Annotated in this window: 10 protein-coding genes; 2 read left to right on the top strand and 8 right to left on the bottom strand. The window is 61.7% G+C overall.

Features of this window, described 5'->3' with window-relative positions; translation table 11 throughout:
• Positions 1 to 106: 106 nt before the first annotated feature.
• From AT959_RS05465 to AT959_RS05450, 4 genes are read right to left on the bottom strand one after another with little or no spacing between them, the layout of a single operon-like run.
• A complete protein-coding gene (locus tag AT959_RS05465; RefSeq protein ID WP_066881397.1) occupies positions 107 to 790 on the bottom strand; it encodes an ABC-type transport auxiliary lipoprotein family protein in 684 nt (227 codons plus the stop codon).
• Positions 787 to 1725, bottom strand: a complete 939-nt coding sequence (locus AT959_RS05460; RefSeq protein ID WP_240481739.1) for an MlaD family protein — start codon at positions 1723 to 1725, stop codon at positions 787 to 789. Before AT959_RS05460 ends, AT959_RS05465 begins: the two co-directional genes overlap by 4 nt.
• 11 nt (positions 1726 to 1736) lie before the next feature.
• Positions 1737 to 2522, bottom strand: a complete 786-nt coding sequence (locus tag AT959_RS05455) for an ABC transporter ATP-binding protein (protein ID WP_066881395.1) — start codon at positions 2520 to 2522, stop codon at positions 1737 to 1739.
• Position 2523: 1 nt separating this feature from the next.
• Entirely contained in the window at positions 2524 to 3660 is a 1137-nt protein-coding gene (locus AT959_RS05450; RefSeq protein WP_066881393.1) for an ABC transporter permease, read from the bottom strand.
• Between the two features lie 708 nt (positions 3661 to 4368).
• Here AT959_RS05450 and AT959_RS05445 point away from each other — a divergent pair.
• Positions 4369 to 5757, top strand: coding sequence for a phospholipase D-like domain-containing protein (locus AT959_RS05445; protein WP_066881392.1), 1389 nt, complete (start codon positions 4369 to 4371; stop codon positions 5755 to 5757).
• A gap of 199 nt (positions 5758 to 5956) precedes the next feature.
• Here the strand turns inward: AT959_RS05445 and AT959_RS20360 are convergent, their stop codons facing one another.
• Positions 5957 to 8485: a PAS domain S-box protein gene (locus tag AT959_RS20360; protein ID WP_083518228.1), complete on the bottom strand. Its 2529-nt coding sequence runs from the start codon at positions 8483 to 8485 to the stop codon at positions 5957 to 5959.
• 236 nt (positions 8486 to 8721) lie between these two features.
• On the opposite strand from AT959_RS20360, the gene AT959_RS05435 reads away from it, so the two are divergent.
• Positions 8722 to 9249, top strand: a complete 528-nt coding sequence (locus AT959_RS05435) for a hypothetical protein (protein ID WP_066881390.1) — start codon at positions 8722 to 8724, stop codon at positions 9247 to 9249.
• On the opposite strand, the gene pgl is transcribed toward AT959_RS05435, so the two are convergent.
• Genes pgl through gnd form a run of 3 tightly spaced genes read right to left on the bottom strand, consistent with a single transcriptional unit; the run spans position 9239 to position 12823 of the window.
• Positions 9239 to 9928, bottom strand: a complete 690-nt coding sequence (pgl, locus tag AT959_RS05430; protein ID WP_066881388.1) for a 6-phosphogluconolactonase — start codon at positions 9926 to 9928, stop codon at positions 9239 to 9241. The genes AT959_RS05435 and pgl overlap by 11 nt on opposite strands.
• Positions 9915 to 11387: a glucose-6-phosphate dehydrogenase gene (gene zwf / locus AT959_RS05425; protein ID WP_066881386.1), complete on the bottom strand. Its 1473-nt coding sequence runs from the start codon at positions 11385 to 11387 to the stop codon at positions 9915 to 9917. Before zwf ends, pgl begins: the two co-directional genes overlap by 14 nt.
• Complete coding sequence (gnd, locus tag AT959_RS05420) at positions 11384 to 12823, bottom strand: decarboxylating NADP(+)-dependent phosphogluconate dehydrogenase (RefSeq protein WP_066881381.1); 1440 nt, start codon at positions 12821 to 12823, stop codon at positions 11384 to 11386. The genes zwf and gnd overlap by 4 nt, the downstream gene beginning before the upstream one ends.
• Between the last annotated feature and the right edge of the window lie 41 nt (positions 12824 to 12864).

Here is a 12864-nt window from a genome sequence, read left to right as displayed (position 1 = left end):
CGACGCGCCCGGGCTGCAAAACATGAGAAAACGGGAGGGGCGTTCCTGAAGACAGCCTAGATGGAGAAGTTTTCCATCTCTGTTTGATAGCGCACATAGTGAGCAATCAGTTATCGCTCTTCGGTCGGGGTGAGGCCGTTTGGCGCCTGATTCGGATGGCTTCTGTACAAAAAACAGCGAGCCGCGTCATGACCTTCTGCACGGCGTTATTCGCGGCGATGACGCCACCGTAGGGGGTGTCGTGGGGGGCGGGAACGCTCTCGTCGAATTCCTCCCTGGCAAGAACCTGGCGGGTTTCGGTATCGATCAGATAAGCGCGCAGGGTGAAACGGACCTGGCTTGGCGAACGGTCAAACTCATGCTGCAGGCGCACGATTTCGACATCAAGGCGAAGCTCGCCAACTGCGGCACTGGGGGTGAGGAGGATGGCGCGGAAGGTGGCGTTTTTTTCAAGCGCGGCGACGATCAGCGGTGCGATCATGCGGGCCGGCGTATCCGCCCATTCGCTATTGGCAAAGTATTCCAGTCGATGCGGTTCTCGCACGTAGATGATGCGCTGGCTATCGAAACCGGCTGCCGCATGCGGTGGATTGACGATCAGCGTTGGCGCAGCGATCGAGACCGGCAATGGTGCAGGAAGCATTCGTGCATCGACGACGCCTGCACCGTCCAGCGAATAAAAGGCTCGTTGCGATTCCCGGCCTGGGTTGAGTGCACCGCAGGCGCCGAGCAATGCGAACAGTACGCTGGCCAGCAGCCATTTGAGACGGAAGACCGATGGCTTGATCATGGCTGACTCACTCCTGCTGATGACTCGCCCGGCCCGTTCGGTAGCGGCCGGTGGCCGAACAGCAGACCGGACGGATCACGCTCGATCTGCTCACTGAGGCGGCGCAGCGAAGTGCTCAGGACGCTCAATTCGCGGAGCAGTCGTTCCAGTTCGGGCATGGTTTCGGCAGTGAAGCGTCCGACATCGCTACCTACCGAGTTGATGGTCTTGCCTGCGCTGGCACTGGTCCGGGTGACTTCGTTGCCCATTTTTTCGACGGCATCTGCCGCGCGCCCGATCCGGTCGAGCGCCGGTTCCAGCTTGACCGAGGCCTGCGATGCGTGGGCAAACAGGCGGGCGGCATCGACCAGGCCGGCATCGATGCTTTCCTTGCGTGCCGCAAGGGTGTGCGCCACGCTGGCGATGTCGGCGAGGCTGTTCTTGAATGCCGCCTGGTTTTCGGCACTGAGTATGTCGTTGAGGTGGCTTGAGGAGGCATCCAGCTTGGCGAGTACGCTGGTCAGCACATTTTCCAGACGTGTGCTCAGCGATGGCTTGGTGCGGATTACCGGATACTCGTTGTCGGCTGTCGCTTGCAGCAGCGGCGCATGGTCGGCGCCGCCGCTCAGTTCGACATAGGCGATTCCAGTCAGGCCCTGCGTTTTCAGCACGGCCACCGTGTCTTCCTTGATGGGCGTGCCGCGCTCGATGGCGAAGAGCAGATTGACCCTTTCCGGGTTGCCGGGGTCGAGCTGAATTTGCCGCACCTTGCCAACGTCGACGCCGTTGTATTTGACGGGCGCATTCAGATTGAGACCGGCTACCGATTCCTCCTCGATCGCCAGGTAAATATCGTATTTTTTTTGGATGGCGCCCCCCGCGGCCAACCAAAGGGCGGCGGCGACCAGTACCGTCGCCAGAAGCAGGACAAAGGCACCGACGACCGCATAGTTCACTTTTGTTTCCATCATTTCACCCCGCTTTGCGCGGCTCGCCCGCGCGGGCCGTCGAAGAATTTGCGGACAGCGGGATGGTCGAGGTGCGCCAGTTCGGCCATCGAGCCCAGGCCTTGCACCTTGCCGTCGGCGAGGACGCCAACGCGGTCGGCGACTTGCCACAACAGGTCGAGATCGTGCGTGATGATGACAATGCCCAGGCCGAACAGGTCGCGCAGTTTTTTGATCAATTGGTCGATTTCTTCGGCGCTCTCGGGATCAAGGCCGGAGGTCGGTTCGTCGAGAAAGAGCAGCTCCGGGTCGAGGGCCAGGGCGCGGGCGAGCGAGGCCCGTTTCATCATGCCGCCACTGAGTTCTGACGGGTACTGCGCGCCGACCGACGGTTCAAGCCCGGTCATTGCCAGCTTCCAGTCGGCAATCTCGTCGATCAGCGGGTCAGCCAGCCCGCTATGCTCGCGTAGCGGCAGGCCGACGTTTTCCCTGATCGTCAGCGAGCCGAACAGGCCGCCACTCTGGAACATGACACCCCAGCGCTGGCGCAGGGCGAGGGCGGCGGTGTCGCTGATGTTTTCCAGATCGACGCCAAGCACCTTGATGGAACCCGAGGCCGGCTGCTGCAGCAGAATGATTTCGCGTAGCAGGGTCGACTTCCCCGAGCCCGAGCCGCCGACCAGCGCAAATATTTCGCCTTGGTGGACAAGGAGATCCAGATCGGCATGGACGACATGTTTACCGAAGCGTGTCGTCAGTTGGCTGATCTCGATGGCGGGCGTGGTTTCCGGTGTCAGCGCGTTCATCTCAGAGGTCCAGGGCGCTGAAAGCAACAGAGAACAGGGCATCGGCAACGATCACCAGAAAGATCGACTGGACGACGCTGCGCGTCGTCTGCAGCCCGACGCTGTCGGCGCCACCCCGGGTGCGAAAGCCCTGAAAGCAGCCGACGGTGACAATGATTGCCGCAAAAACCGGTGCCTTGCCGATACCGATCAGATAAGCCGTGACACTGACGGTTTTGACGAAGCGGTCGAGGAATTCGAGATAACTGACGGCCAACTGGGCGCGCGCCATAATCATGCCGCCGAAGACACCGAGAAGATCGGCAAACACGGTGAGCAGGGGCAGGGCGATGAAGAGGGCAATAACCTTGGGGAGGACCAGCATCTCCAGCGGTGCGATGCCAATGGTGCGCATGGCATCGATCTCCTCGGTCACCGCCATGCTGCCGATCTGCGCGGCGTAGGCCGAACCCGAACGGCCGGCGACGATGATGGCGGTGATCAGTGGCGCGAATTCACGCAGCATCGAAAGACCGACCAGATCGGCGACAAAGATGTTGGCCCCGTATTGCCGGAGCTGGTCGGCGCCCTGATAGGCCACGACGACGCCGAGCAGGAAGGAGAGCAGGCCGACGATGGGCAGGGCATCGAAGCCGGCGCTGCGGATGTTGTAGAGAATGGGGCGCCAGCGGATGCGAGCCGGATGGGCAATCCACCCGCCCAAGGCGATGCTGGATTCACCGACAAAGGCCAGCAGGGCCACCCCTTGTTGGAGAGCGTCGGCCGTGCTGTGTCCGAGACCTTCGAGATTCGTTAACGGCTTGACCGCATCCGGTGGGCTGGTTGATGCCTGATGGGCAATTTCCTGACCAACGACATCCAGCAATCTGACGAACTCCGGCCGCAGGTCCCGTATTTCAGCCTGGCCGGAAGTGCCGCCCAGGCGATGCAGCAGCTTGTGCACGATCCAGGCGCCTGCGCTGTCAAAGGCCTCAATGCGCGAGGCATCGATGACCATGGTTGAGCCGGACGGCATGCTCAGGGTATTGAGTTCACTGTCGATCCGGCCGATCCCGCGCACCGTCCATGAACCCGATAGCGCAACTTCAAGTGGCTTTGTCCGGGTGACGCTGGCTGCTGTGGCCGGAGTTTGCGTCATGGAACGAGAATGCCGGCATTCGGCTTTTTGTTCATGGTGACTTCTTCCTTGCCGCTTGAAAAACGATGTTTCCGATCCTGCGAAGTAGCCAGGAGTTGCTACTTGTCGCCATGCAGATTTAGCACCACGCTCTCCATGTTTCTGTGCGCCAGCCCACATAGCGCGTTTTTTCGCGACTCAATTGCAGTTATCGGTAATCCACCGCATTTGTCACTTCTGTGTGTGTCAGCGAACGGAGGCCTGCCGAACGTGGGCGTACTGTTGAACAACAGCACACGGCGATCGAAAGACGCCAAAGTTAGTGCTTTCAATAAAGAGGAATCCAGATGAAATACTTAACGATTTTTTCAGCGCTGCTGCTCGCCTTGGGCTTGGGCGCATGCGAAAAGCAACCCAAGGTCGTGACACCGACGGTGGTCAACGTTCCCGTTCAAGTTCCAGTTCCCGGCCCGGCCGGGCCGGCTGGGGCCACCGGATCAAGCGGGCAGACCGGCTCCACGGGGGCAACCGGCTCGACCGGTGATACCGGGGCAACTGGAGCGGCTGGCGGGACCGGGGCCCAGGGCGAGCCAGGCAAGACGGGGGGCGATACGGTAGTCGTCGTTCCTGCTGCGCCGGCACGCTGAGTCATCAGGAAAGTTCGGCAGCCTGCTTGCGGGTGGTGGTGTCGTCCTTTTCACGGCCGATGGCGGGCGGAGGTGGTCAGTCATGCTTGTCCGCATCGCCAGGTTTGTTGTGGCGTCGACGGCGCTCCTACTCGTTGCAGCAGGTTGTGTCGCGCTGCCCGATACCGATGCCGTTATCGACCGCCACGGTGAACAGGCCGCCAGGTTCGAAAATGCGGAAGGCCCGTTGCCGGCCCGCAAAAATGCCGCCATCGTTGCCGATCTGAAACGCAAGTCGGGCGATATCGATATCCTCGACAAGCAGATTGCGCTGGAGCAGGCCATTGCCGGCGGCCCGCTCATGCTGGGCAACCGGGTAATTCTGCTGGAGGATGGCGCAGCGACCTACCGTGCGATGTTCGCGGCGATCCGGGCGGCGCGCGACCATATCAATCTTGAGTCGTACATCATTGAAGATGACGAGATTGGGCACCAGTTTGCGGACTTGTTACTGGCACAGCAGCGGCGAGGTATTCAGGTCAATCTGATTTACGACAGCTTTGGCGGGATCAATACGCCAAAAGCCTTCTTCGAGCGCATGCAGCAAGAAGGCATCAATATCCTCGAGTTCAATCCGATCAATCCGCTTGCGGCAAAGGTGGCATGGCGCTTCAATCATCGCGATCACCGGAAGTTGTTGGTGGTCGACGGGCGGACGGCATTCCTGGGCGGCATCAATATCAGCAGTGTCTATTCATCCGGTTCGGCCAATCGGCGGGCCAGAAAAGCTGCGGAAAACAAGGTTGCCTGGCGCGATACGGATTTGCAGATCGACGGCCCGGTCGTCGGCGAACTGCAAAAAATGTTCATTGAAACCTGGACGAAACAGCGCGGTAAACCGCTGGCGGCGAGGGATTATTTCCCCGAACTGGCGGCGCAGGGCAAAGATATCGTGCGCGCTATCGGCAGCACGCCGGATAACGCCAACAGCCCGATCTACCTGACCCTGGTCTCGGCGATCGGCAATGCCGAACGGCAGATTCATCTGACCAATGCCTACTTCGTGCCCGATCCGCAACTGCTCAAGGCTTTGATCGATGCGGCCGGGCGCGGGGTTGATGTCAAGCTCATCCTGCCCGGCAAGTCGGACTCGGCCGTGGTTTTTCAGGCCGGTCGTTCCCACTACTCCATGCTCTTGAAAGCCGGCGTTCAGATTTATGAGCGACACGGGGCCTTGCTTCACTCAAAAACGGCGCTCATCGATGGCGTCTGGTCGTGCGTCGGTTCAAGCAATCTTGATTGGCGCAGCTTTGTCGATAACGACGAGGTCAACGTGGTCGTCCTCGGGCGCGACTTCGCGCAACAGATGTCGGGATTGATTGCCCGGGACATCGAGGGATCGGAGGCAATCGATCTTGAGCATTGGGAACAGCGATCCATGCTGCTTCGTCTCAAGGAGTGGGGGGCCAGCTTGTTGCAGCGCCTGCTTTAGCGGTGCGTTATGCATGCCCCTGGCAATAACCCAAAAAAATGCCCGGATACAGGCAGGCTGTTCCGGGCAAATACCAAAGGCGTCCAACAAGGGGGTCATGGGAGAACGCCTTCTTGCATCATGCCTACGCTCAATGTCTGTTTCGGTCTGGTAGCGCACAGAGCGCAATTTCTTGAACCGAATGCCGTCGTCTTGCCGCTCAGGCCGGGGCTGTCCGATTGCCGCCGGCTTGGTGAGCGTGGGTCAGCGCTTGTTCCGCGCGGAGCAGGACGTCATCGGCCGATGCGTCGTCCCCGTTCATCGTGGCCAGGCCGATGCTGATCGTGGTCGATACCGGCTGGCCGGCGATGATGATCGTCGTGCTGGCGACCTTCTCCCGCAAGCGCTCGGCAAATACCTTGGCGGCGAACAGGTTGGTCTCCGGCAGCAGGACGGCGAATTTTTCGCTGTCGATGCGGCCGGCAAAATCGACCTTGCGCAATTCGTCGCGGAGCAGGGCCGAGAACAGGCGGAGCAGGGCATCGCCGGCCAGACCACCGAGGCTCTCGGTGGTCGTCTGGAACTGATCGAGGTCCAGCCGCAGGACGACCACCTCACGGTCGATGCCCCGTTTCAGCCGGGAGAAGGCTTGTTCCACGTGGTCGAGGAAATGCTGCCGGCTGGCCAGTTCGGTCAGCGGGTCGATGCTGGCCAGACGGTGCAGTTCAGCATCGATCAGTTTCTTGGCGGAGATGTCCTCGAGGATCGCGAGGACCGCGACGCGCCCCTCCCATTCGACGCTGCTGACATGAACGAGGCAGTCGATGATCCGCCCCGCCATGTTCACCAACCTGAGCTCGGCGCTGCTGTTTTCCAGTTCCCCGAGTGAGTGAACCTTGTGGGTGTCGGTGACCCATTGACGGTCGGCTTCATGGATCAGGGGCAGGAAGGATTGGCCGACGCAGGCGCCGGCCGGATCGCCGATCAGTTCCAGCCCCCTGGAATTGATGTACTTCAGGACGCCATCCTGAAGAATGGCGACGCTAAGCGGCATCTTCTCGATCAGGCTCCGGTATCGCTTCTCGGAGTTCTTCAGCGCTTGCTCGGCGGCGTAGCGCTCCGTAATGTCGCGAGCAAAGCCGACCGTACCGATCGGTTGGCCTTCAAGATGGATCGGCGATTTATAGACTTCGAACCAGCGTTGCCCATTGATCGTTTCGATCTGTTCCACCAGGGTTTTCGTCTGGCCGGATTCGAGGACGGCGCGATCTTCCGTCCGATAAAATTCGGCGAGTTCCCGGCTGGTGATGTCGAAATCCGTCTTGCCGATCAGGGCATCGGCCGAGGGCCAGCCGAAATTTGCCGAAAAAGGGGCGTTCACCGCAAGAAAGCTGCTTTGCGCATCTTTCAGCCAGACGATGAAGGGAAAGTTGTCGATGACAGCGCGCAGGTATTGCTCGCGCTCCTGCAGGGCTTTTTGGGCTTGCCGGGCCGGCGAAACATCGATGACGACCATCCGGCACTCATCTCCGTTTTCATCGGGGACGGCTTCGATTTTGACGATTGCCTCGGGGCGATGATCGTTGGCCGACAGCACGAACTCGCCGGCGGTCTTGTCTTTTGCCCGGAAGACTTGCTCGAAGAATGCATTGAAATCGACCAGATACTCGGGAGCGATGCGCGAGGCAAAGCGATAGCGGCCTTTCTGCGAGCTTTTGATGGCGAGCAGGATCGACCCGGCCAGGTTCATGTCGATGATGACGCCTTGCCGGTCAAGCGTGAAGTAACTGACCGGGGCGAAGTCGTAGATGTCGGCGTAACGCTCGATCAGGGCGTCGGCCTCGTTATAGGCCAGACGGAGTTCCTCGTTGTGCATTTCAAGTTCGATCTGATGAACCTGCAGTTCATGCACCAGTCGCGTGTTGTCCCATGGCGTTTTCAGGATGTCTGGGGCGGATTGCTGCAAGCGCGCTTCGGCACGTTTGCGCAGCGTCTCCGGGTTGGGGCGGACCCGGTTTTTGACGCGAATGGCGGCCGGAAACTGAAAAAGGCGGTCGTATTCCGACTTGGCCACGGCATAGCATTCGCAGACCCGCTCCTCCAGGCCAGCTCGGTCGAGGATGCTGATATGTCCGCGGCTGTACTGGATCAGGCCGGCGGCCTGCAGTTTCCCGGCGGCTTCGGTGACCGCCTCGCGCCTGACCCCCAGCATGTTACCAATCAGTTCCTGGGTCATGTTCAGTTGATTGCCGGGCAGACGGTCGAGGCTGAGCAGCAGCCAGCGGCAGAGCTGCTGGTCCACAGAATGATGGCGGTTGCAGACCACGCTTTGCGCCATCTGCGTCATCAAGGCCTGGGCGTAGCGCAGGCAGAGGTGCTGCAGTTCGCCGCCCTGGTCCAGTTCCCAGCGCATGATCTCCATCTTCAGGCGGTAAGCGATGCCGTCGCTCTGGATGACCGCCCGGTGGGTCGTGGTGTTGCCCCCCAGGACCAGCGGGATGCCGACCAGTCCATCGTTGCCGGTAATCGCCAGTTCGGCTGAGGCCCCCTTTTGGGTGGTGAACATCAGCGAAACGATGCAGGTCGTCGGGAAATAGGCGTAGGCAACGTTGTCGCCGGATTCGAAGAGAACCTGCCCGAGTTTCATCGAAACGCATTCGAGATCATCCTGCAGGCGCGCATAGTCATTGGGGGTGAGGGCCGCCAGAATACGGTTCTGCTTCGGACTTTGCGTCGACTGCTGTGGCATCGCTTCCTCTCTCGGTAGCTCGCTATCGCACATCATTGTTTGACGTATGGCGCTGCCTATATGCAAAGCATAGACGCCATTTTAAAAACTGTATGTGCGGAACCCGACATAGCCCGATTTTTCCGGCCTTGAATCGCGCTTTCGCCAATGGGTACGGTGACGCACAGACATCGAGTGCCATGCCGGCTAGCCTGAACTGTCATCCGTCGAGTACGGATATCCCAAGGAGAGTTGCCATGGATGAATATCGTCACCACGTTTCGGGCTTTTTTGCCCACCGCCCGGAAGCCGAAGGGGCATTGACGAGGCTTGTCGAGCGTGGCCTGCCAAGCGATCAACTCCAGTTGTTTGATGCCGATTCGGGGCCTGCAATTAGCGAACCCAAAGGCGAGAGCAACGAAGTGCTGACCAATGTCCTCGTCGATGGTGCCGTTGGCACCGCGGTGGGTACCGGCATCGGTGCGCTTGCCCAACTGGCACTGGTTGCGGCGAATGTCAGCCTGTTCATCGCCAGTCCCCTGATTGCACCTCTGGTCATGCTGGGTTGGGGCGCCAGCCTGGGGGGCTTTGTTGGTGCCGCGGCCGGTGCCAACACCGGTATCGAACACAAGGAAGGCTGGCTTTCGGATCTGGTGCATGATGCGATCGCCAATGGTCAGGTCGTGCTGGTGGCGCAGACCAGAACGCCGGATGAAACGGCCATTGCACGGGAAATCATCGAAGCCGCCGTCGGCGAATTCCAGGACACCGCCACTAATGCTTGAGTCGAGCCAAACGACCCGCCGCGACATCGACCAGCAGACAGGCATTGTTGGTCACCGCCCGCGCGATGGGCAGTCGGGCGTTTTGCTGCCAGGCGGCGAGGGCGGATGATTTTTCGCCGCCAGTGACGAGGACTAGCTGCTCCCGGCAGGTTTGCAGGCTTTGATAATTGAGGCTGACGCGTTCCGCCGGCGGTTTCGGTGCGCCATGCACGGCGATTACCGGGGCGTCTTGCGCTGCGGCCTGCGGAAACAGGCTGGCCGTGTGGCCATCCTCGCCCATGCCGAGCAATACCAGATCAAAAGGCGGGCCTTCGGCAAGCAAGGCGCCATAGCGTGCGGCCGCTATTTCCGGGCCGAGTTCGACCGGAATCGGGTGTAGCTGGGCGGCTGGAATCGGTACCTGTGCCAGCCAGACAGCCTGCGCCATGCGGTCGTTACGTTCGGGATGATTGGCCTGCAGGCAGCGTTCATCGCTCCAGAAAATTTCCCAGGCGGGCCAGTCTTGTTCGGTCGCGGCCAGCAACTGGTAGCAGCGGCGTGGCGTATTGCCGCCCGCCAGCACCAGGCGAAAGACCCGGCGTTGCCGGATGGCGTCCTGTGCTGCGCGGCCGATCAGGCGGCAGGCTTCGGCGGCAACGGCCTCGGCATCGACCAGCAGGCGGGTGTCAGCCGGCAACATCGGCTTCGCCGTTGCAGCTCAGGCTTTGTCGCCACTCCTGGCCGGCCTTGCCAAAGAGTTGGCTGGCCGCTTTCGGCCCCCAGCTGCCGACCGGATATTGCAGCGGCGGATGTTCATCCTCGGCCCATGCCTGCATCACCGGATCGACGACACTCCAGGCTGCCTTGACTTCGTCGTAGCGCAGGAACAGCGAACGGTTTCCTTCGATGACGTCGAGCAGCAGGTCTTCGTAGGCGTCCGCCTTGCGCTCGCCGGGATTGCCGACGCTGGCATCCATCGAGATCTGGCGGGTTCGCGTTTCGACGCCGGGAACCTTGGCGGATATTTCCAGGCGCACGACATCGTCCGGCTGGATGCCGATCAGTAACCAGTTGGGGTGGACGGTGGCGGCGCCAGTGCCCTGAAACAACTGCATCGGCGGTTCGCGAAAGCGGACGGCGACCATCGAGCGGCGCTCCTTCAGGCGCTTGCCGGTGCGCAGGTAGAAGGGCACATCGCGCCAGCGCCAGTTGTCGATGTAGAGCTTGAGCGCGGCGTAGGTTTCGGTGTGGCTACCCGGGGAGATGCCGGCTTCCTGATGGTAGCCGGCATATTGGGCGCGCACCGCGTGGCTGGCCAGTTGCGTGATGTCCAGCGGGCGGATCGAGCGCAGCACCTTGACCTTTTCGTCGCGCAGCGACTCCGCTTCCAGCGACACTGGCGGTTCCATCGCCAGCAGCGCCAGGACCTGCAACAGGTGGCTCTGGATCATGTCGCGCGTTGCCCCGCCGTGCCCGTCGTAGTAACTGGCGCGTCCTTCAAGGCCGACGGTCTCGGCGTGGGTGATCTGCACATGATCGATGTAATGACGGTTCCACAGCGGTTCCAGGATCATGTTGGCAAAGCGCAGCACCAGCAGATTCTGGACCGACTCCTTGCCGACGTAATGATCGATGCGGTAAATCTGCTCTTCTTCGAGATGGGTATTCAGGGCGTGCTGCAAGTGACGCGCCGATTGCAGGTCGTGACCGAAAGGTTTTTCGACGACCACCCTTCGCCAGCCGTTGCTTTCGGCCAGCAGGCCGGCCTGCGCCAGCCCGACGGTGACCGGCACGTAGAGCCCGGGGCTGAGCGAAAGGTAGAAAATGACGTTTCTGGCACACTCGCCGGTCCCGATCCAGTTGCCCAGCGCCTGGTAGAAGGCGGCATCCTGCAGGCTGCCGATCAGGTAGTCGAGGCGCTCGACGAAGCCTTCCAGGCAACTGCCGGTTCCGGTGCCTGAATCGCTCAGGATTTTGCGGACTTCGTCGCGCCAACCATCGCGTTCATGCGGTGTACGTCCACAACCGAGGATTTTCACCCCGGGCGCCAGGTAGCCCAGGCAGTGCAGTTGGTAGAGCGCGGGCAGGAGCTTGATCTTGGCCAGGTTGCCGGTGGCCCCGAAAATGACGTAGGCGTGCGATTCGGTGGCGCAGCTCATGGCAGCAACTCCTCGCCGCCATCGCCCAGCCAGCGGGTATGAAAGCGTTGCGCCGGATCGCGGTCGATACGCTGATAGGAATGTGCTCCGAAGAAATCGCGCTGGGCCTGCAGGATATTGGCCGAGCCGTTGGCGCAGCGGTAGCCATCGTAGAAGGCGAGGGCGGAGGCCAGGGCCGGGGCGGCGACGCCGCTGCCGACGGCGAGCATCACCGCCTTTCGCCAGCCGGCTTCGGCCGCCTTGAGTTCGCCGGCAAAGTAAGGGTCCTGCAGCAGGCTGGGCGGCGCCGGCTGGCGGGCGAAGCTGGCCTTGATGTCGCCGAGAAAGCGGCTGCGGATGATGCAGCCGGCCCGCCAGAGCATGGCGATCTCACCGTAAGGCAGGGCCCAGCCCTCGCTTTCGGCGGCGGCCTGGAGCAGCATGAACCCCTGGGCGTAGGAAACCAGTTTTGCGGCGTAAAGCGCATCGTGCAGGGCGTCGACCGCGGCGGCCCGTTCCGCTGCCGGGACGACCGCCGGCGGGCTGCCGAGCAGGGCGGCGGCCGCGACACGTTCGGCCTTGCGCGCCGACAGCATCCGGGCATGCACCGCCTCGCCGATCAGGGTCAGCGGTACGGCCTGTTCCAGCGCATCCTGCGCGGTCCAGACACCGGTGCCTTTTTGCCCGGCGCGGTCGAGGATCTTGTCGACCAGCGGGCTGCCATCGCGGTCGCGCTGGCGCAGGATGTGGCTGGTGATCTCGATCAGGTAGGACTCCAGACGACCGGCGTTCCACGCCGCGAACGTGTCGGCCATCGCATCGTGCGGCATGCCGAGGGTGTGTTGCAGCAGGTGGCAGACTTCGGCGATCAGTTGCATGTCGCCGTATTCGATGCCGTTATGAACCATCTTGACGTAATGGCCGGCGCCGCCGTCGCCCAGCCACTGGCAGCACGGGACGCCATCGACCCGGGCCGCGATGGCCTGGAACATTTCGCGGATAGTTGGCCAGGCCGCTGCAGCACCTCCCGGCATCAGCGAGGGGCCATGACGGGCGCCTTCTTCACCGCCGGAAATGCCCATGCCGACAAAGAGAATGCCCCGGGCGCCCAGTTCGCGCCAGCGGCGGTTGCTGTCGCGAAAATGCGAGTTGCCGCCGTCGATCAGGATGTCGCCCGGGGCAAGCAGCGGTGACAGTTGCTCGATGACTGCCTCGACAGCCTTGCCGGCCGTCACCATGAGCAGGATGACCCGGGGATGCGCCAGTTGGCTGACCAATTGCTGCGGGGTGTCGGCGGCCGTGAGGTCCCGCCCCTGGCCGTGGGCCACGACGAATTCGGCCGTCACCGCTGCCGTCCGGTTATAGACGCCGAGGCGGTAGCCTTTGTCGCTCAGGTTGAGGGCGAGGTTGGCGCCCATTACGCCGAGGCCGATGACCCCGATATCCGATCTGCTCATGGTGGTCTCCACCCGTGAAGCCTTGTCGATGCTGGACAACG

This window comes from Dechloromonas denitrificans (assembly GCF_001551835.1).
Taxonomy (GTDB): Bacteria; Pseudomonadota; Gammaproteobacteria; order Burkholderiales; family Rhodocyclaceae; genus Azonexus; species Azonexus denitrificans.
This window is presented reverse-complemented; position numbering and strand designations above follow the sequence as displayed.